The organism is Brachybacterium sp. 107, from assembly GCF_052379725.1.
GTDB lineage: Bacteria > Actinomycetota > Actinomycetes > Actinomycetales > Dermabacteraceae > Brachybacterium.
The window spans coordinates 208,893-228,598 of record NZ_JBQSYW010000004.1 but is presented as its reverse complement, the minus strand read 5'-3'; the positions used below and the strand labels follow the sequence as shown (position 1 = coordinate 228,598).

The following is a 19,706-nucleotide window of genomic DNA, read 5'->3' as shown; positions in this document are numbered from 1 at the left end:
GGCGGTCCCTCGTGTCGTCTCACGCACCGCGGACCCGGTCCAGGAAGCGACGGTGGAACCGGGTCTCCCCGGTGGACTCCGGATGGAACGCCACTCCCAGCAGGTTCCCCTGCTCGGCGGCGACGACCCGGCCGTCGGGGAGGGAGGCGAGCGCCGTCGCGTCGGGCCCGAGCTGCTCGATCACCGGGGCGCGGATGAAGGCGGCCCGCACCGTCGGCGCCCCGAGCTCGGGCACCTCGAGGTCCGCCTCGAAGGACTCCACCTGGCCGCCGAAGGCATTGCGCCGCACCGTCGCGTCGAGCCCGCCGAACGTCTCCTGACCAGCGATCCCGTCGGCCAGACGGTCCGCGAGCAGGATCAGTCCGGCGCAGGTCCCCAGCACGGGGAGGCCGCCCGCGATCGCTGCACGCAGCGGGCTCTGGAGCTCGAACGCCCGGGAGAGCTTGTCGATCACCGTCGACTCCCCGCCGGGCAGGACGAGACCGTCGAGGCCGTCGAGCTCGCCCGGGCGCCGCACGAGCTCGACCTGCGCGCCCAGCTCGGTGAGCACCCGGGCGTGCTCGCGCACGTCGCCCTGCAGCGACAGGATGCCGACGCGGGGCGCGGTGGTCACCAGCCGCGCTCGGCCAGGCGGTGCGGGGCAGGGAGGTCGGCCACGTTGATGCCGACCATCGCCTCGCCGAGCCCGCGGGAGGCCTCGGCGATCACCGAGGGGTCGTCGTGGAAGGTGGTCGCCTTGACGATCGCGGCGGCCCGCTGCTCGGGGTTGCCGGACTTGAAGATCCCGGAGCCGACGAAGACCCCGTCGGCCCCGAGCTGCATCATCATCGCGGCATCTGCGGGGGTGGCGACGCCGCCCGCGGTGAACAGCACGACGGGCAGGGCGCCGGTCTCGGCGACCTCCTTGACCAGGGAGTACGGAGCCTGGAGCTCCTTGGCGGCGAGGTACAGCTCGTCCTCGCTCTTCGCCGCCAGCTCGCGGATCTGGGCGGTGATGGTGCGGATGTGCTTGGTCGCCTCGGAGACGTCGCCGGTGCCGGCCTCGCCCTTGGAGCGGATCATCGCGGCACCCTCGGTGATGCGGCGCAGGGCCTCGCCGAGGTTGGTCGCGCCGCACACGAAGGGCACGGTGAAGCGCTGCTTGTCGATGTGGTGCACGTAGTCGGCGGGGGAGAGCACCTCGGACTCGTCGATGTAGTCCACCCCGAGCTCCTGGAGGATCTGCGCCTCGACGAAGTGGCCGATGCGAGCCTTGGCCATCACCGGGATCGAGACGGTCTCGATGATGCTGTCGATCATGTCGGGGTCGCTCATGCGGGAGACCCCGCCCTGGGCGCGGATGTCTGCCGGGACCCGCTCGAGGGCCATGACGGCGACGGCGCCGGCATCCTCGGCGATCTTCGCCTGCTCGGCGGTGACGACGTCCATGATGACGCCGCCCTTCAGCATGTCCGCGAGCCCGCGCTTGACGGTGCCGGTGCCCGTGGTGGGGGAGCTGGGAGTGGGGGTGCTGTTCATGAGGTGTCCTTGTCGCTCGCGCGGCGCGGGCCGACGGTGTCCGACGCGTCGACCCTCCCTGCACCACATTGACCTAGGCCAAAAAGTAGCACGGCATGGGTCAAGCGTCGACGGGTGTCCGTGGGAGATCGCCGTTCCCGCCTAGACTCGACCGGGTGAGCAACGACGATGACCTGGTGATCAGCGGCGGGACCGCCGTGGAGATCGCCGACAGCGTGCGGGCGCTCGTGGAACGCGGCGAGCTGGACCCGGGGCAGAGCCTGCCCTCCGTGCGCGCGCTCGCCGAGCAGCTGCAGGTCAACCGCAATACCGCCGTGGCCGCCTACCGGAACCTCGCCCGCTCCGGCGTGGTCGTCTCCCAGGGGCGCGCCGGCACGCGGGTCGCGCAGCGGGCCCCCGTGGCCCAGGAGGGCTTCGCCGCCGCCGGGTCCCTCCGGGATGTCGGCACGGGCAACCCCGATCCGCGCCTGATCCCGGATCTCGCGCCGGCGCTGGCCGCCGCCGCGGGCCGCCCGGTGCTCTACGGCGAACCCGTCATCGATCGTGATCTCGAGCAGTGGGCCCGGGACTGGATGACCCCGGACGCCCCGGGGGACCCTGCCGACGTGCGGCTCACCCTGACCAGCGGCGCTGTCGACGCCGTGGAGCGGCTGCTCGCCCAGGCGCTCATGCGGGACGACGCCGTGGCCCTCGAGGACCCGTGCTTCCTGGCCAGCATCCACATCGCCCGCCTCGGCGGATATCGTGCGGTGCCGGTCCCGGTCGACGCCGAGGGGATGACCGTCGAGGGCCTGCGCTCCGCGCTGGAGCAGGGAGTGCGCGCCGTCGTGTGCACCCCGCGCGCCCAGAACCCCACCGGGGCCTCGCTCAGCGAGCAGCGCGCCGCCCAGCTGCGAGAGGTGCTCGACGAGCATCCTTACGTGCTCGTCATCCAGGACGACTACTACTCCTACCTCTCCCAGCGGCCGTTCCACTCGATCATCGGTCCGGGGCATCGGCGCTGGGCGCTGCTGCGATCGGTCTCGAAGTTCGTGGGCCCTGACATGTGCCTGGCCGTGACCGCCACCGACCCCGACACCGCGGGCCGGCTCGCGCAGCGGCTCAGCCCCGGCACCACCTGGGTCAGCCATCTGCTGCAGCGGATCACCCACGCGGTGATGCGCGACCCCGATGCCCTGGCGCTCATCGACCGCGCCGGTGCCCACTACGCCGAGCGGAACGCGAGCTTCGCCGCCCGCCTCGCCGCGCTGGGCCTGCCGGTCGAGGCCGGCGACGGGATGAGCCTGTGGGTGCCCGTCCCGGCCCCGGCCCGTGAGGTCGCCGAGCGGCTCATGCGGCGGGGGTGGCTCGTGCGCACCGGGGACGACTTCCGGCTCGCGCCCGACGCCGACCTCTCGCGCCACCTGCGGCTCACCGTGCACGACCTCTCCGGGGAGGACGCCGAGGCGCTCGCCGCAGACGTCGCCGCCGCGGCCCGCGAAGCGGTTTGAGGGTGGAATCCTCCTCGCGGTGAGCCAGGCCACACGCTAAGGTCCTCGGCATGCTGGATTCGCTGACCCGCACCCGTCTCTCGGCCATGATGTTCCTCGAGTTCTTCGTGTGGGGCGCCTGGTTCGTCACCCTGGGGACCTACCTCGCCAGCGATCTCGAGGCGACGGGCAGCCAGATCGCGCTCGCCTTCCTCACTCAGAGCCTCGGCGCGATCCTCGCCCCCTTCATCGTGGGCCTGATCGCCGATCGCTTCTTCGCCGCCCAGCGCATCCTCGGCGTGCTGCACCTGTTCAGCGCGGTGATGCTGTTCCTCGCCGGGCGCCAGGAGGACTTCGGCGCCTTCTTCGTCTTCGCCCTGCTCGCGATGGTGTCCTTCATGCCCACCCTGGCGCTCGCGAACTCGATCTCCTTCCGCCGCATGGAGAGCCCGGAGCGGCAGTTCCCCAGCGTGCGCGTGTTCGGCACGATCGGCTGGATCATCGCGGGCCTGCTCATCGGCTGGCTCGGCTGGGAGACCGGCGGGGCGCTCTCGAACACCTTCGTCATGGCCGCGATCGGCTCGGCGCTGCTGGGCGTCTACGCCTTCACCCTCCCGCACACCCCGCCGGAGCCGAGCGACGGCCCCGCCACCGTGCGCGACATCCTGGGCCTCGATGCCCTGGCGCTGCTGAAGTCCCGCTCCTACCTGGTCTTCTTCATCGCCTCGATCCTCATCTGCATCCCGTTGGCGTTCTACTACAACTTCACCAACCTCTACCTCAACGAGATCGGAGTGCCGAGGGCCGCGGCGGTGCAGTCCCTCGGGCAGCTCTCGGAGGCCGGGTTCCTGCTGCTCATGCCGCTGATGCTGAGGAAGCTCGGCGTGAAGAAGACCCTGCTCATCGGCATGCTCGCCTGGGCCGCGCGCTATGCGATGTTCGCTGTCGGTGACTCCGGCTCCCTGCTGTGGCTCGTGGTGATCGGACTGCTGCTGCACGGCGTCTGCTATGACTTCTTCTTCGTGGCCGGGCAGATCTACACGGACCGCTTCGCCCCCGCGCGGGTGCGCTCGGCCGCGCAGGGCCTCATCTCCCTGGCCACCTACGGCGTGGGTCTGCTGATCGGCTCGCTGATCTCCGGGCCGATCGTCGACGCCTTCCTCGCCGCCGACGGCACGCATGACTGGATCCCGATCTGGCTGGTGCCGGCCGCGCTCGCGCTGCTGGTCGCGATCTTCTTCGGGAGCATGTTCCGGGAGCAGCAGACGGCCGACGCGATCGGCGGGGGCGACGGGGCCGACGGAGCGGGCCGGGCCGACGTCGCGGCGTAGACGCCGGGCACGCTCTCAGAGCTCGCGGATCACCCGGGCGGGGTTGCCGACGGCGACCACGTTCGCCGGGATGTCCTTCGTGACCACAGCGGATGCTCCGATGACCGAGTTGTCGCCGATGCTCACGCCGGGCAGCACGGTGACCCCGCCGCCCAGCCACACGTTGTCCCCTATCGTGATCGGCTCGGCGCGCTCCAGGCCCTCCCGCCGGGGCCCCGGGTCGGTGGGGTGGATCGGTGTGAGCAGCTGGACGTTCGGGCCGATCTGGCAGTCGTCGCCGATGGTGATCGTCGCGACGTCGGCCGCCGTGAGGTAGTAGTTCACGAAGGTCCGCGCGCCGAGGGTGACGTTGCTGCCGTAGTCCAGGGAGATCGGTGGTCGCACGACGGTTCCCCCGCCCACGTCGCCCAGCAGCTCCTCGAGCAGGTGACGGGCCGCCGGCGCATCGGCCAGCCATGCCCGGTGATAGCGATCCGCGAGCTGCGCCGCCTGCAGCTGGAGCGCCCCCAGCTCCGCATCGGAGATGTACCAGTCGCCCGCGAGCATGCGTTCGCGCTGGGTGCGGGTGTCGGCCGGCTCGGGAGTGCTGCTCATGGCAGCGAGCGTAGCGGGATGCCTCGACGCCGGGAGATGCAGGAGGCGCAGATCGAGAGGTCGGATCAGTCCTGGGTCAGCGTGGCGAAGGTGGTGGTCGAGAGCTGCTCGTTGACGGCGAGGTTCGAGATCCTCGCATCGGTGATGCCGAAGGAGCCCAGGCGCCGGGTGTGCTTGTCGACGTAGCGATCCGCCGAGGCCTCGTCGGCGAACAGGTAGGCGCCGCCCGCGACCGAGGTCGTCGGATCCTCGGTCCAGACCTTCCAGATCAGGCCGTCCTCGGCGGCGATGTCCGCGGCCAGCTCGGCGTAGGCGGAGGCGGCCTGGGCGCCGAAGGGGCCGTCGGACGAGAACTCGATGGAGACGAGTCGGGGCATGGGTTCACTCCTGGGGTCGGGATCGGGATCGGTCGAGCTCCCACCACACCACGCCAGCGGCGATCCCCCGCGGCTCCGGCCAGGAGTTGCCACAGAGCGACGGACGGCAGCGTGCGGCGACGGGCGGCACCTTGCGGCGACGTGCGGACGTCAGACCACGCAGAACTCGTTGCCCTCGGGGTCCGCCATGACGACGTGGTCCGGCCCGTCGGGCCCGTCGTGCCGCTGGAGGACCCTCGCACCCAGGCCGGTGAGGCGCTCGACCTCCGCGGCGACCCGCGGCCACCGCTGATCCCGCGGGACCTGTCGGCCGCCGCCGGCCTGGACGTCCAGGTGGAGGCGGTTCTTGACCGTCTTCTCCTCGGGCACCCGCAGGAAGGAGAGCGAGGGCGCCGCACCCGTCGGATCGTGGAGATAGGCCCCGTCGTCCCATTCGTCCTCGGGCACCTCATAGGCGATCAGCCACGCCTGCCAGCTGTCGTAGCCGGCCGGCACCGGGGCGGGCTCGTAGCCGAGCGCCTCCGACCAGAAGCGTGCCAGCACGGTGGGGGAGGAGCAGTCGATCGTGAGCTTCCAGGGGGAGGCCATGTCGGTCCCTTCGTCGGGTGGCGCGAGCATAGGCGGCCGGGCCGACCTTCCTGCTGCCGCGCCGTTCCGGCGGGCGTCTCGACCGCTGGCGACCCTTGACACCGCCCGGGACTCCGGGAAGGATTACGAAAACCGCTTTCGTAAATAGGGTCCGTCCAGCCCGGAAGGTTGACCATGACCATGTCGTCACCACCCGTCGCGCCAGTGCGCGTCGGTGTCATCGGAACGGGCGGCATCTCGCGCGCCCACACCCCGGGATGGCTGGAGATCGGTGCCGAGCTGCACTGCTTCAGCCTCGACGGGGCGACGGAGTATGCCGAGCAGTTCGGGGCCACCGTCCACGCGACCCTCGAGGAGCTCCTGGCCGCGGTCGACGTCGTGGACGTCTGCACTCCCACCGCCGTGCACGCCGAGATCGTCCACCAGGCGCTCGACGCCGGCAAGGACGTCGTGTGCGAGAAGCCGCTCGCGCTCACCACCGAGGATGCCCGCGCCGTCGTCGAGCATGCCGGCCGTGCAGGCCGTCGCCTGTTCCCCGCGCACGTGGTGCGCTTCTTCCCGCAGTACGCCGCAGCCCGGGCCGCCGTCGAGGCCGGCACCATCGGGCGGATCGCGGTGCTCCGCTTCGAGCGCACCGGATCCTTCCCCACGCAGCCCTGGTTCGCCGACGAATCGCAGTCCGGCGGCATCATCATGGACCAGATGATCCACGACATCGACCAGGCGATCTGGCTGGCCGGGCCCGTCGAGCGGGTCTACGCCCAGCAGTCGATCTCCAGCTCGGCCGAGACTGTGCGCACCGCCCACACCGTGCTCACCCACACCGGTGGCGCCATCAGCCACTGCCGCGGCCTGTGGGGCCCGCCCGGCACCACCTTCCGCTACACCTTCGACCTCGCCGGGGATGCGGGCCGCCTGCAGTACGACTCCGTCGGTGATCCGGGCGTCGTCTTCGACGGGGTCGCCACCGAGCAGCAGGCTGCGGGAGACGGCTTCCTGCCCGACGTGAGCGGCATGCGCAGCCCCTACGCCGAGGAGATCCTCGAGTTCGCGGCCGCCCTCCGCTCCGGAACCCCCACCCGGGTCAGCGCGGCCGACGGCGCCTACGCCGTCGAGGTCTCCCGCGCCGCCCTCGAGTCCCTGCGCACCGGACGGAGTATCACATGCTGACCGCATCGCCCAGCACGGGCACGCTGAAGATCGCCCTCATGAGCTGCGCGCACACCCACGCCGGGGCGTACGCGGCCCGGCTCGAGCCGCGCGCCGACATCGACCTGGTGGTCGCCGATCCCGACGGGTTCGGCGATGTGCAGGGGGTGACGGTGGTCGGCTCCTACGACGAGGCGTGGAACGCCTGGCCCGAGGGTCCCGACGCGATCGTCGTGACCAGTGCGAACGCCCACCACAAGGAGCTCGTGCTCGAGGCGGCCCGCCGCGGTGTGCACGTGCTGTGCGAGAAGCCGCTGGCCACGACCGTCGCCGACGCCGAAGCCATGGTCGCCGCGTGCGCCGAGGCCGGCGTGGTGCTCATGACCGCCTTCCCGGTGCACTTCGCCCCGGCCGTGGAGACCCTGCGCGCCGCCGTGGCCGACGGCGCCCTCGGCGAGGTCATCGGCATCACCGGCACCAACAACGGCAAGCTGCCCGACACCCGCGCCTGGTTCACCGACGTGGAGCTCGCCGGCGGCGGCTCCCTCGTGGACCACACCGTGCACATCGCCGAGATCCTCGACTCGATGGTCGGCCCGCCCACGACGGTGCACGCCACCACCAACCGCATCCTCTGGGCGGACCGGGCCGGCGAGGGCGCCGAGACCGGCGGGCTCGTCACCCTGACCTACGACTCGGGCCTGGTCGCCACCATCGACTGCTCCTGGTCGCAGCCGGCCGACGCCCCCACCTGGGGCGGCCTCCGGATCCAGGCCGTGGGCACCGGCGGTCAGCTCCAGGTCGACGCCTTCGCCGAGCACGTCGGCGGGCCCGGCCAGTGGCTGCCCTACGGCGTGGACTCCGACGCGGCCCTGCTCGAGGCATTCCTCGGGGCCGTGCGAACGGGCCAGGCCGTGGAGCCCTCGGGCGATGTGGGCCTGCGCACGGTGCGCGTGGTCGCCGCCGCGCAGGAGTCGGTGCGCACGGGGCAGCCGGAGGCACTGGATACCGTGTGACCCAGGTGGCGGCGGTATTCGACACGAGAGCGCCGCGCTGCGTCCTGGCGGTTGCCGAGGATGGGGCCGTGCACGGGAGCATGACTGCGAAGACTGACCAGGCATGGCGGTATTCCTAGCAGACGGGTGCTGCACGGACCATCGCCGATTCTCAGTCGCGGATCTTGTTGTCGACCAAGGTGTCGGTGGTCGAGGCACACCGGGTCTGTACGCCACGACGCATGACGACAGGATTTGCTCTTCCGCACGTTCGAATGAGAGCGTGACGCCCATCACCATCTGAGTAATGCACGAATCAAACGGGGTCAGAATCGTGAATCGTCGACAACTCTTCCTGGCGGGGCCCACTCTTCTGGGCGTCGCTCTACTTACCCCGGCCGCCGCGTACGCGACCGCACCAGCCACAGCCGACCCAGCCCAGACCGAAGCGGGCTCGCCGGACCCTGACGGGCAACTGGACGAGATCATCGCGAAGCTTGACACCATCCCCGAGGGCCTCAGGCAAGCAGACCCGTCCTCGTACCCCGGGTATGAGGAAGCCCTGAAAAACGCTCTCGAGGGGGTAGTGACGATCGACCCCCAGGCGGCGGCATCTGTGGGATCGCCCGGAGACGTTCAGGCGCATGCGAGCGCTGGTTCGTGCGCCGTCGAGATCGCAACTGTCGTCATTACATACGGTGTCCCCGCGACAAAAGTGCTTAAGTGGCTCAAGGAGGCTAAGCAGATTTGGGGCGGCGTAAGGGGCATCTACGTCGCCATTAAATCTGGCGCGGCCGCGACGGAACTGGGCGCCGAGGCAGCGGCACTCCTCGGTTCCATTATTGGTGTGACCGCCGTGGCGGAGGCTTGCTTCGGGTGACACATACAGATAAACCACGTGACGATTCCTACGGCTCATCGCGTAAGAGCGAGGAGTCTGTCTGGGAGCCGCTGCCCTTGAGTAACGCACTCATGGGACACCTGATCGTGGGCGCCATTGGGGCGGTCGCCTCTCTGGCCTTGATGGGCATCGCCCAACTGGCAAGCCTCGCGCCTCCGGCCTCCTTCCAGATTCTCTGCGGAGGGGCAGTCGGCAGCTGGTTGTTGATATCCATTGCAGGCACCTTCATCGAGCGTCGATTTGTCCTCGCAAGGAAGCACGATGACCCGGGCAGTGGCTTGAAGGCTCTGTTGCTCTTCTTGCTGGCCATCCCTGCGGGCCTGCTCGCTGGCGCGATAATTGGCGCCGGCGATGGGCAATGGGTTGTGGTCGCTACCTTAGCCGTCCTCGTGGGGCACGGGCTCGAACTGGTATTCCTCGCGCGGCCGTGGCGTGACGGGATGACACGCGGTGAGGTGCGGGAGGCCTGGGACAAAACGAAGACCATGACCGCGGAGGTTTTCGCGGAAGAGATCAACGACGCCAAACAGCACCAGCGAGAGAAGAGGGACTGAGAACGGATAGGCGAAGCTGGTATCCGCGACGGTCTCTCCAGGGGCCACGGCGGACTGATGGACTGTTGCGAGCACAAAGCCGTGTGGTCCGAAACGGAGGAGCAGGCGCCACTGGTCTTCGGGTACTGATGCGGTTCCGCCTCAGACTGGTCGATATTCTGGTTCCCGACCCCGACCAACGTGAACTAGGTATCCTATGGGAAAAAGGATAGCTAGTGCGTGAGGGCATGCAGTCACTGACCAGCCCTTTCGCTGTCGAAGGGACTCACCATGGCCATCAGACGACAGGTGCTGCGCGACGAGGTCGAGGAGCTGATCCTCCAGCGTCTGCTCGAGTCCCGGTGGGCGCCGGGCTCTCGCCTGAGCATCGACGGACTGGCGCGCGACCTCGAGGTCTCACCCACGCCGGTGCGCGAGGCGATGGTGTCCCTGGAGCGTTCCGGTCTGGTCGAGTACGTCGCGCTGCGCGGATACGTCGTCGCCCCGATGCTGGATGGCGAGCAGATCACCGAGCTCCTGGAGGCGCGCAAGACCATCGAGCTCGCCGTGCTGGACCGTGCCTTCGAGCACTGGGACGACCTGCTCGCGGGCCTCGAGGCGGCGCAGGCCCATCACGCCGAGATCATCGAGCGCATCGAGACGGCCGAACGGACCGGCGAGGTCTCCTACGAGCTGGTCCATGAGCACTTCCAGGCCGACTGGGGCTTCCACCAGGTGCTCTACAAGCACGCGGACAACCGCTACCTGGCCCAGATGTTCGAGAGCCTGAGCACCCACACGCACCGCATGCGCCAGACCTGGGAGGGCGGTCCGCTGCAGCTCGATGCCCGTGAGGCGTACGAGGAGCACGGCACGATCCTGGCGAAGGTGCGCCAGCACCATCACGATGCGGCGCTCAAGGCGCTCGCCGACCACCTCGACGCGGTGCTCGTGCGGTCCATCCGGACCAGCGAGGTCGAGGCGCAGGGAGCGACCGACCCCGTCTGACCGGCGTCGTCCTTCTCAGGGTGGCGCCGACTGTGCGCGTCGCCGTCGGCGTCAGCGATCCTCGACAGGGCTCCTGCCCTGCTCGGGCAGGCGGCGCCTCAGGAACTCGGAGTGAACGTCGAGCGAGCGGGTGACCCCGGCGACGATGTCGTGCTCGATCCGATCCAGCTCCTCGCCGAGCGCCGACAGCTGCTGGTCGATGCTCTGCAGGTTCGCCAGGGCCTTCTCCCGTGCCTCGCCGGTGACGGGGGAGAGGAAGCCGACGGTGTCCTCGAGGGCACGCACCAGCTCCGGGACGTAGCGCGCGGCCATGCCCTCCAGCATGAGCACGTCGTCGTCGGACGCACGACGTGACTGCAGGGCGGCGGAGCCCACCAGGGCATTGATCCGCTGCAGCAGCAGCTCCGCCCGGTTCAGCACGGGTCTGACCGCCGGGCCGGGCCTGGCTCGCCTCATCCGGGTGAGGCTCCGTCGCTGGTGCTTCGTGGAGTGCACGATCTTCTCGAGCACGACACGGGTCCCGGCCGGCAGCTCGGCGGCGCCGCCCAGCCGCACCGGCTTCTGCGTGCGGTTGCGCAGCAGGAAGGCCGTGCCGCCGCCGACGACGATGCCGACCCCCAGGCCCGCGAGCAGCGGAGCCACCAGGCCGGCGCCCCCGATGAGGCTGCTCACCCCGAGCACCATGAAGCTGCTGATCCCGAACGTGCCGCCGAGGACGGTGGGCACGACGGTGGTGAGCCACCGCCCGCGCCGACGCGGCACGGCGATCGCCGTCGAGAGCGGGGCATGGACCGTCCCCACGAGCGGATCGCCGGGTGGGCCCCACGAGGGGCGGTGTCCCGCTGTCGCCGACCAGCCCATGTTCCTGCCTCGGGGCATGGGATGGAGGCGGGGTATACGACCCCGCCGATCAGGTTGAGCATTCGTCCGGAACTGCTCGCTCATGGGCACCCCCAGGCCTCTCGTGGGACTGAGCTGACGTCCGCGGCGGGGACGACGGCCTGGGCCCTCGTGCGGAGCCTCTGCGGAGGACCCGTGTACAGGACCCAGATGCTGGACCCATCGACCGGACCCCGGTGCAGGACCCGTGTGCGGGGGCCGGCGTCGTCTCTCGTCACCGACTGCTCTCAGGGTATCGCCGGACCCCGAGCAGGGCCTGGGGGCCATCCCCCGATTCCCCGGGGGGCCACGGCGCTCAGGATCCTGCGTGGGCCTCGGCGATGCGCAGCAGCTCGAGGTAGCCGCCCAGCTCCCACGCGGTGCGGCCGACGAACAGGCCGGTCACGTGGTCGATCCGGAGCAGATCCGCGGCGTTGTCGAGGTTCACGGAGCCGCCGAAGAGGATCCCGGAGACTGTCCCGGTGTACTGCGCGCCGAGCGCGGCGAAGGGCTCGATCAGCTCCTCGACGGTCGCCGGGCGGCCCTTCTCGCCGATCGCCCAGATCGGCTCGTAGGCGATGACCACGCGCGAGAGCTCCTCGGCGCTGAGCCCGCCCAGCGCCCCGGCGGCCTGATCCAGGATGAACTCGGAGGAGCCACCGGCGTCCTTCACCTCGAGGCTCTCGCCGATGCACAGCAGAGGCGTGAGGCCATGGCGCAGGGCCGCGGCGACCTTCAGCCGGGTGGTCTCCACGGTCTCGCCGAAGTGCTCACGACGTTCCGAGTGCCCGATCTCGACGATCTGCGCACCGGCATCCTTCGCCTGCGGCACGGACACCTCGCCGGTCCAGGCGCCGGCGTCCTCCCAGTGGGCGTTCTGCACCCCGAGCAGCACGGGGGAGCCCTCGCCGAGGACCTCGCGCACCGTGGTGGTCGCAGTGAACGACGGGATGACGAACGGCTGCACGCCGGTCGGGGCCGCGGAGTCCAGCCGGTCGCGCAGGCCCTCGGCCCACGCCCGTCCCTCGGCCAGGGTCTTGGTCATCTTCCAGCTGGTGCCGATCCACAAGGTGCTCATGCGGGATCCTTCCGTGTCGTTCGAGGGGTGGTCGGATTGCTGCGGAGGTCACCTCGCGTCCAGCCCGCCGCGCCGTTCCAGACGCCGCGCCGACCAGTCACGCCGACCTGTCACGCCGTGCCGTTCGCGACGCCGCGCCCAGGGGTGACGCCGGTATCGGTCTCCGGTGAGCCGGTGCGCCCCGGTGACTCCCGCCGGGGCGATGCGGCCCGTCGTGCTCCGAAAGGTGCCATCTGGGTGGAACCTTTCGGAGCACGGCTGCGGGCTGGGTCGGCAGGCTCAGGCCTGGTCGAGGGAGCCGTCGTACTCGCAGATGGCGTTGACCTTCGCCGCGGAGGAGGACTCCGGGTCGAACTCGAGGTCGAGCCACACCTTCACGAGCTCCTGGGCGGCCTGGAGGCCGATCACGCGCTGGCCCATGCACAGCACCTGCGCGTTGTTGGAGAGCACGGAGCGCTGCACCGAGTAGAGGTCGTGCGCGGTGACGGCGCGGATGCCGGGGACCTTGTTCGCGGCGATGGCGACGCCGAGGCCGGTTCCGCACACCAGCAGCGCCCGGTCGGCCTCGCCGGCGGCGACCTTCTCCGCGGCCGCGACGGCGACGTTGGGGTAGAAGGTGCCGTCGTCGGCCGAACCGACACCGACGTCGAGAACCGACTCGACGCGGTCGTCGGCCTCGAGCAGGGCCTTGAACTCTTCCTTGTAGCCGTAACCGGCGTTGTCGCCGCCGACGATGATCTTCAGTGCCATGAGGGTCTCCTTCGAGTGATGAGGTGAGGTGGTTCCAGGATGTCAGGCCAGGTGCCGCCCGAGCTCGGTCATGAGGATCGAGAACGAGATCGCACCGGGGTCGGGCGTGCCGAGGGACTTGTCGCCCAGCACGCGAGCGCGGCCGAGGCTCGCGGTGATGTCGGCGGTGGCGTCGGCCGCAGAGCGGGCCACGCCGGCGGCCGAGAGGATCGCCGCGGAGGCGTTGTCGCCGGTGAACGCGTCGGCGAGGGCGGCGCGGAAGGGGATCGCGGCGTCGACCATGGTCTTGTCGCCCTCCGTCGCCCCGCCCAGGCGCAGCACCGCGTCGATGCCCGCGTCGACCGCCTCGACGATCGTGCGGGGCGAGCTGCCGGCGTCGTCGGCGAAGGTGCTCGCGGCGGCGATCAGCGCGCCGCCCCACAGGGCGCCGGAGGTGCCGCCGGCGGATTCGGACCAGGCCTCGCCGGCGCGGACCAGCAGGGTGCGGGCTCCGGCGCCGTCGGCGAGGGCCGACTTCGCGGCGGCCGCGGCGCCCTTGGTGCCGTAGGCCATGCCCTGGCCGTGGTCGCCGTCGCCCGCGATCGCGTCGATCCGGCCCAGCTCGGCCTCCTCGCGGACGCAGACGGCCTCGAACAGGTCCAGCACGCCGGCGATCGCCGTCGCGACCTCGCGGGACTCCTCGGTGGACTCCGGGGTCTCGTCGGCCCCGGCCTCCCAGAAGGTCTCGCGGCGGGGACGCTCCACGGCGGGCATGGCGCCGCGGTGGAAAGCGGGGGTGTCGACGGGGGCCAGCCAGTGCTGCTCCAGCTCCTCGTCGAGGAACACCAGGGTCAGGGACAGCCCGGCCATGTCGAGGCTGGTGATGAACTCGCCGACCTCGGGGCGCACCGGCGTGATGCCCGCGGCCTCGAGCAGCTCGGCGACCTTCGCGTAGACCACGAAGAGCTCCTCGTACTTCACCGTGCCCAGGCCGTTGACGATCACGGCGGCGCGGCCCTGATAGCCGTCGGCGGCGCGCTCGGGCTGTTCGGCGAGGACGCCCTCGACCAGCAGGGCGGCGATCTCGTCGGCCGATCCGATCGGCTCGTCGCGCACACCGGGCTCGCCGTGGATGCCCAGACCCACGCCCATCTGCCCGTCGGCGACATGGAAGAGGGCCTCGGGGGCGCCGGGCAGGGTGCAGCCGTCGAAGGCGACGCCGAAGGAGCGGGTGGCGTCGTTGGCCTTCAAGGCGATGCGCTGCGCCTCGTCGAGGCCCGCTCCGGCCTCGATCGCCGCGCCGGCGATCTTGAAGACGGGCAGGTCACCGGCGATGCCGCGGCGGTCGCGATGGTTCTCCGGGGTGTTGGAGACGATGTCGTCGCTGACCTTGATGATGCGCACGTCGATGCCCTCGGCGCGCAGCTTCTCCGCGGCCGCCCCGAAGTGGAGGACGTCGCCGGCGTAGTTGCCGAAGCCGAGCACCACGCCGCCGCCGTTCTCGGCGTTGCGGGCCACCGAGTACACCTGCGAGGCCGACGGGGAGGCGAAGATGTTGCCGCACGGGGCGCCGTGGCCCATGCCGGGGCCCACCCAGCCGGCGAAGGCGGGATAGTGGCCGGAGCCGCCGCCGATCACCAGGGCGGGCTGCCCCTTCGGGGTCGCGGTCGGACGCACCACGCCGCCGTGCACGACGGCGATGTGGTCGGGGTGGGACAGGGCCAGGCCGCGGACCGCATCGGTCGCGAAGTCGGCGGGGTCATTGAAGAGATACGTCATCGGTGAGATTCCTCCACAGGGCGTCCGAATCGGGGGACCGGCGGCGCGCAGTCGGTGTCGAACGGGTGGGGTCGGTGACCCCGTCGTCCCCACGATCCTATAGGAAAAGTTCAGGGTGGGACAGCGGCGGGATCAAGAGCTGGAGTGCAGGGGCGGCGACGGCCGTCGCCGAGGTGCGGGGGATCGTCGGTCGATGCGGCCGCATCGGGGGAAGCGGGCGGAGCCGTCAGGCGATGAGCCAGACCAGGCTCAGGATCACCATCGCGCTGACACCGAGCACCGTGGTCAGCACGGTCCACGTGCGCAGCCCATCGGCGACCGAGAGCCCCAGGAACTTCGTCGCGATCCAGAATCCCGAGTCGTTGATGTGGGACAGGGTCAGCGAGCCCAGGCCGATCGCCAGGATGATCAGGGCGACCTGGAGCGAGGAGTAGTCGCCGGCGAGCACGGTGCTCTGGACGATCCCCGCAGCGGACAGCGTGGCGACGGTGCCGGAGCCCTGGGCGACCTTGAACACCAGGGCGACCAGGAAGGCCAGCAGCAGGATCGGCACACCCGCGTCGAGCAGGAGCCCGGAGACGGCATCGCCCACACCCGTCTCGGTGAGCACCTTGGCGAACACTCCGCCGGCTCCGGTCACCAGGATGACGATCGCCGCCGGGCCGAGCGCGCCGTCCATGACCTCGCTGATCTGCTGCCTGCCCCAGCCGTGCATGACGCCGAGCAGGTACATGGCGATCAGGGTGGCGACCAGCAGCGCGAAGGCGGGAGCGCCGATGAAGGAGAGCGCGTTCGCCGCCGAGCTGCCGTCGGGGAACACGAGGGTCCCCACCGTGCCGCAGGCGATCATCACGATCGGCAGCAGGATCAGGGCGATCACGAGCGTCGCCGGGGGACGCCGATGAGTCTCGCCATCCGCTCGCACCTCGCCGTCCGTCGGGGCGGTGTCGAGCGCCGAGGGCGCGGAGCCTGGGGTGCGCCCGCCCGCTGCGCCGGATCCTGCTGCGCGGACGCTCGCCGCGCCGGCCAGGGCGTACTTCTGCGCGATCTCGGGATCGAGGGAGAAGGCGCGCGAGCCGATGACCTTCTTGCCGACGACGTGCACCAGGACGCCCATGGGGATCGCGAGGGCGATGCCCAGCAGCGTCACCAGGCCCATGAGGTCCTGGCCGAGGAGCGTCGTGGAGCCGACGATCCCGGGGTGCGGGGGCACGGTGTTGTGGATGAACACCATGAGCACGGCGACCGGCATGCCGATCGCGATCGGGGCACGATGCCCGGCGGCCTTGGCGAAGGCGAAGATGATCGGCACCAGGATGATGAAGGCGACGTCGAAGAAGATCGGGATCGCGACCAGCCCGGAGGCGATCAGCAGCGCCTGGGCGAGGCGCTTCTCGCCCAGCACCTCGGCGGCGCGCTGGGCGATCACCTCGGCACCGCCCGTCTTCTCGATGATGCCGCCCAGCATCGCCCCGAGCCCCACCAGCAATGCCACGCTGCCGAGGGTGCCGCCCATCCCCTCGATCATGAGGGGGACGACGTCCTGGATAGCGACGCCGGCGGCCAGGGCGGTCAGCACGGAGACGACCAGCAGGGAGACATAGGCGGGCCACTTCAGCGCTATGACCGTGAACAGGAGGATCGCGATCGCGGCGACGGCGATCCCGAGCAGGAGGAATGGCGACATCATCGGGCCTTTCTCGGTGGGCCGGGGCGACCTGGGTCAGGGCGCCCCGGCAGAGGGGGTGCTGGTCAGCGCTCGATTGTGTCGAGGTCGAGCATCGTGGCGAGGATCTTGTCGAGCTCGGCGTCGTCCCAGACCTTGGTCCAGTCGGGCTTGATGATCGACTCGCGGCCGTAGTCCATGGCGCGCAGGCAGGCGTCGGAGAACGGGTTCGAGCCGCGCAGCGCATTGGTCAGCGAGATGAAGATGTGCCCGTAGAACAGGGCCTTCACGGCGTCCTCGGGGATGCCGACCTCGTGGATCGCGTGGTCCATGGAGTCCTTGAGGAACTGGCCGATCATGCAGCCGGTGGTCTCCACCAGGGTGGGCTCGAGCTGGGCGAGCTGCTTGATCGTCACCCAGTGCACGTCGATCACGGGGGCGTAGATCGCGCGGATCACGCCGGCGGTGCGCTCGCGGATCGCCTCGTCCCCGCCCTCGTAGGCGGCCACGACCTCCTGCGGCGCGGCGATGCCGCCGAAGGTGTCGGCCCACTCCTCGGGGGTGGTGCGCTCGAGGAAGACCGACGGATGGGCCGGGTGCGCGCAGGCCTGGTGGATGCCCTCGCGCTCGGCGAGCAGCCCGGCATAGGCGGCGGCGGGGTCGAGGGTGAGCAGCACCGAGCCCTCCTTCATGAGGGGTACGACCTGCTCGGAGACCTTCCCGAGGATGACGTCGGGGATCGCGAGGATGACCACGTCGGCGGCCTTCGCGGCGTCCTCGAGCTCGGTGACCTCACGGCCCAGCTCGGCCAGACGCTGCTGGCCGGATTCGGAGGCCTCCACGTAGTACACGGGGGCGTCGGTGAGGTTGAGGTTGTTCGAGACGCGGGTGCCCATCTTGCCGGCCGCGCCGACGACGGCGACCGAGATCGAGGGGTCCAGCTCCACGGACTTGCCGAAGAGGGGGTTGAGTTCCTTGCTGCTGGTCATGGCATGACTCCTTCGTGGGTGGTGCCCCGGGTGGGGCGCTCTGGTCGGCCCGGGCGGGCCGCTGGCGGTGGTGACGTCGGGTGCAGAGGCAGGTGCAGGTGCAGGTGCGGGGCGCGGGACGCGGTGGGGCAGTGGGGCAGGGGGGCGAGGCCTGCGGCTCAGCCGACGCGGGCGTCGCGCCAGGCGCGCAGGGCCGCGAGGGTGCGGTCGGTCCAGGCCCGCTCGGCGGTCAGGGTGCTCTGCAGGTCTCCCTGCCAGGGCAGCCAGTGCTCGACGATCGCGCTCGGGGTGCGGTGCTCCCCGATCGGGCCCTCCCGGTGGGGCGGGGCGGCGCGACGACCGGTGGCCGGTGCGACCTCGCCGTACACGGCGGCGAGCTCGTGCTCGAGGTCGAGGAGCCCGTCCCCGAGCGGTGCGCCGGAGAAGGTGAAGCCGACCCAGCCCTCCTGACGGGCGAAGGCGAAGTCCTTCACGTGCAGGTTCACGGTGCGGCGCGCGCACGACTCGACCACCTGCTTCGGGTGCTCGAGCGCGGAGACGCAGTTCGCGGGGTCCAGGCAGATCCCCACGAGCGGGGAACCGACCGCTTCGATCACCTGCAGCAGGGTCGTGGTGGGCACCTGCTCGTAGGTCTCCAGGGCGAGGGTGATCTCGAGGGCCTCCAGGCGAGGGAGGACAGCTCGCAGCTCCTCCACCGCGGACTCGGCACCCTCGGCGATCTCCTGTGACTGGATCATCGAGCGCAGGGTGCGCGCGCCGAGCGCCTCGGCGATGTCGAGGAAGCGGTATAGGTGCTCGCGGCCGATGGTGCGGGTGCCGAGCTCGAGCTCGACGCCGAGGATCTCGGCGCGCTCCCGCAGCTCCCGCAGCTCGGCGGCGTCGAGCTGCTCGACGCGGGGGTCATCGCAGATCTGGAAGACGTCGCAGCCCAGCTGGGCGGCGCGATCGATCATGCCGGCGATGCTCAACGGCTCGGGGTTGCGGCCCTCGAACTCCCAGAACAGGGCATAGGTGCCGATGCCGATCGGGAAGGGGTGCGTCATGCGCGGTCACTCCATCGTGGGATTCGCGGTGGTCAGGTCGTTCGTCGCGGCTGGGTGGTCAGGCCGGGGCTGCTGTGGCGCCGGTCGGGCCGGTCGCGCCGACGATGACGCCGACCCTAACGCCGCAGACGCGAATTGGTCAACCGGTTGGCCAATTGTCATGAAGGTCCTGAGGTCGACCCGCTGCGCGGAAACGTCTCGGACGTCGGCCCAGAGGGCCGTGCCGGTACTGTGAGGCGCTGTGACCACCCCATCTCTGCACGCCGCCGAGCCGTCGGACGGCGACGGCTCGTCGCCTGCCCGTTTCGGGGCTCGCCGGATCGTTCCCACAGGCCTCAACCGCTCTCCGAGCAGCGCCGTCGCGCACCGTCTGCTCGATCTCCTGCTCGGTGAGTCGATGCGCCCCGGTGATCGCCTGCCGGGCGAGCGGGCGCTCGCCGAGGAGCTCGGCGTGGGCCGCAGCGCGGTGCGCGAGGCGATCTCCGCGCTCGAGGTGCTCGGCGTGGTGGAGACCCGCGCCGGATCGGGCACCTACCTGCGCTCGGGCACCTCGGAGCTGCTCCCCAGCACGCTGAGCTGGTCGCTGCTGATGGACCAGGAGCGCACCTCCGAGCTGAGCGTGGTGCGCGGCGCCCTCGAGCGCAGCGCCGCCCAGCTCGCGGCTCTCACCGCCACCGCCGCGCAGAAGGCGGAGCTGGCGGGGATCGTCGAGGGTCAGCGAGCTGCGGCCGACGATCCCGAGGGGTACGTGGCCGCCGACATCGCCTTCCATCGAGTGCTCGCCCAGATCGGCGGCAACGACCTCGTCGGCGAGCTGCTGGCCACCACGCGCACCCTGCTGCGGGTCTGGTTCGACCGTGCGGTCGACAACCGGGACGACATCGACCGGGCGATCCTCGAGCACGAGCTGATCGCCGAGGCCGTCGCCGCCGGTGATGCCGCCGCGGCCGGCGAGGCGATGGAGCAGCACATGGCCACGGCCGCGGAGCGCCTCCTGCGGGACTCGACATCGGACTCCTGACCCGCGCGTGATCCGCAGGGTTCCCGCGCGGAGCTCCCCCGCTGGTCTTCCCGCAGACC

The 19,706-nt window shown here is 70.8% G+C and carries 20 protein-coding genes; 8 read left to right on the top strand and 12 right to left on the bottom strand.

The genetic code is table 11. The features are described from left to right. Positions 1–19: 19 nt before the first annotated feature. Both pdxT and pdxS read right to left on the bottom strand, forming a co-directional pair. Positions 20–613 (bottom strand): pyridoxal 5'-phosphate synthase glutaminase subunit PdxT, encoded by a 594-nt coding sequence (gene pdxT / locus ACT3UL_RS07420; protein ID WP_444577520.1) that lies wholly within the window; start codon positions 611–613, stop codon positions 20–22. Next, positions 610–1,518: a pyridoxal 5'-phosphate synthase lyase subunit PdxS gene (gene pdxS, locus ACT3UL_RS07415; protein ID WP_441462890.1), complete on the bottom strand. Its 909-nt coding sequence runs from the start codon at positions 1,516–1,518 to the stop codon at positions 610–612. The genes pdxT and pdxS overlap by 4 nt, the downstream gene beginning before the upstream one ends. Positions 1,519–1,673: 155 nt before the next feature. On the opposite strand from pdxS, the gene ACT3UL_RS07410 reads away from it, so the two are divergent. Further along, the gene (locus ACT3UL_RS07410; protein WP_444577518.1) at positions 1,674–3,008 is read left to right on the top strand and encodes an aminotransferase class I/II-fold pyridoxal phosphate-dependent enzyme; all 1,335 of its coding nucleotides are present in this window, start codon (positions 1,674–1,676) and stop codon (positions 3,006–3,008) included. Between the two features lie 50 nt (positions 3,009–3,058). Then, positions 3,059–4,318, top strand: coding sequence for a nucleoside permease (locus ACT3UL_RS07405; RefSeq protein ID WP_444577517.1), 1,260 nt, complete (start codon positions 3,059–3,061; stop codon positions 4,316–4,318). Between the two features lie 15 nt (positions 4,319–4,333). Here the strand turns inward: ACT3UL_RS07405 and ACT3UL_RS07400 are convergent, their stop codons facing one another. The 3 genes from ACT3UL_RS07400 to ACT3UL_RS07390 form a co-directional block, all read right to left on the bottom strand. Beyond that, entirely contained in the window at positions 4,334–4,912 is a 579-nt protein-coding gene (locus tag ACT3UL_RS07400; RefSeq protein ID WP_444577515.1) for a DapH/DapD/GlmU-related protein, read from the bottom strand. A 65-nt stretch (positions 4,913–4,977) separates the two neighbouring features. Beyond that, a complete protein-coding gene (locus tag ACT3UL_RS07395) occupies positions 4,978–5,289 on the bottom strand; it encodes a monooxygenase (RefSeq protein WP_444577513.1) in 312 nt (103 codons plus the stop codon). Between the two features lie 150 nt (positions 5,290–5,439). Then, positions 5,440–5,877: a VOC family protein gene (locus ACT3UL_RS07390; protein ID WP_444577512.1), complete on the bottom strand. Its 438-nt coding sequence runs from the start codon at positions 5,875–5,877 to the stop codon at positions 5,440–5,442. Between the two features lie 180 nt (positions 5,878–6,057). Here ACT3UL_RS07390 and ACT3UL_RS07385 point away from each other — a divergent pair, with 180 nt between their 5' ends. The 5 genes from ACT3UL_RS07385 to ACT3UL_RS07365 all read left to right on the top strand — a co-directional run bounded on the left by ACT3UL_RS07385 (position 6,058) and on the right by ACT3UL_RS07365 (position 10,463). Further along, positions 6,058–7,047, top strand: a complete 990-nt coding sequence (locus ACT3UL_RS07385; protein ID WP_444577511.1) for a Gfo/Idh/MocA family protein — start codon at positions 6,058–6,060, stop codon at positions 7,045–7,047. Continuing rightward, the gene (locus tag ACT3UL_RS07380; protein WP_444577509.1) at positions 7,041–8,042 is read left to right on the top strand and encodes a Gfo/Idh/MocA family protein; all 1,002 of its coding nucleotides are present in this window, start codon (positions 7,041–7,043) and stop codon (positions 8,040–8,042) included. Before ACT3UL_RS07385 ends, ACT3UL_RS07380 begins: the two co-directional genes overlap by 7 nt. Before the next feature lie 286 nt (positions 8,043–8,328). Then, positions 8,329–8,901: a hypothetical protein gene (locus tag ACT3UL_RS07375; protein ID WP_444577507.1), complete on the top strand. Its 573-nt coding sequence runs from the start codon at positions 8,329–8,331 to the stop codon at positions 8,899–8,901. 77 nt (positions 8,902–8,978) lie between these two features. Further along, positions 8,979–9,476 (top strand): hypothetical protein, encoded by a 498-nt coding sequence (locus tag ACT3UL_RS07370; RefSeq protein WP_444577505.1) that lies wholly within the window; start codon positions 8,979–8,981, stop codon positions 9,474–9,476. Between the two features lie 270 nt (positions 9,477–9,746). After that, positions 9,747–10,463, top strand: a complete 717-nt coding sequence (locus tag ACT3UL_RS07365) for a GntR family transcriptional regulator (protein WP_444577504.1) — start codon at positions 9,747–9,749, stop codon at positions 10,461–10,463. A 51-nt stretch (positions 10,464–10,514) separates the two neighbouring features. Here the strand turns inward: ACT3UL_RS07365 and ACT3UL_RS07360 are convergent, their stop codons facing one another. From ACT3UL_RS07360 to ACT3UL_RS07330, 7 genes are all read right to left on the bottom strand, one after another. Beyond that, the gene (locus ACT3UL_RS07360; RefSeq protein WP_444577502.1) at positions 10,515–11,342 is read right to left on the bottom strand and encodes a hypothetical protein; all 828 of its coding nucleotides are present in this window, start codon (positions 11,340–11,342) and stop codon (positions 10,515–10,517) included. A gap of 316 nt (positions 11,343–11,658) precedes the next feature. Further along, entirely contained in the window at positions 11,659–12,420 is a 762-nt protein-coding gene (locus ACT3UL_RS07355) for a triose-phosphate isomerase (RefSeq protein ID WP_444577500.1), read from the bottom strand. Between the two features lie 279 nt (positions 12,421–12,699). After that, the gene (locus tag ACT3UL_RS07350) at positions 12,700–13,170 is read right to left on the bottom strand and encodes a ribose-5-phosphate isomerase (protein WP_444577499.1); all 471 of its coding nucleotides are present in this window, start codon (positions 13,168–13,170) and stop codon (positions 12,700–12,702) included. A 42-nt stretch (positions 13,171–13,212) separates the two neighbouring features. Next, positions 13,213–14,928: a dihydroxyacetone kinase family protein gene (locus ACT3UL_RS07345; protein ID WP_444577498.1), complete on the bottom strand. Its 1,716-nt coding sequence runs from the start codon at positions 14,926–14,928 to the stop codon at positions 13,213–13,215. A 226-nt stretch (positions 14,929–15,154) separates the two neighbouring features. Then, complete coding sequence (locus ACT3UL_RS07340) at positions 15,155–16,618, bottom strand: GntT/GntP/DsdX family permease (RefSeq protein ID WP_444577497.1); 1,464 nt, start codon at positions 16,616–16,618, stop codon at positions 15,155–15,157. Between the two features lie 62 nt (positions 16,619–16,680). After that, the gene (locus ACT3UL_RS07335; RefSeq protein WP_444577496.1) at positions 16,681–17,583 is read right to left on the bottom strand and encodes a phosphogluconate dehydrogenase C-terminal domain-containing protein; all 903 of its coding nucleotides are present in this window, start codon (positions 17,581–17,583) and stop codon (positions 16,681–16,683) included. A gap of 158 nt (positions 17,584–17,741) precedes the next feature. Continuing rightward, entirely contained in the window at positions 17,742–18,626 is an 885-nt protein-coding gene (locus ACT3UL_RS07330; protein WP_444577495.1) for a sugar phosphate isomerase/epimerase family protein, read from the bottom strand. Between the two features lie 241 nt (positions 18,627–18,867). Between ACT3UL_RS07330 and ACT3UL_RS07325 the strand changes: the two genes are divergently transcribed. Continuing rightward, complete coding sequence (locus ACT3UL_RS07325) at positions 18,868–19,647, top strand: FadR/GntR family transcriptional regulator (protein ID WP_444577493.1); 780 nt, start codon at positions 18,868–18,870, stop codon at positions 19,645–19,647. The last annotated feature ends 59 nt before the right edge of the window (positions 19,648–19,706 follow it).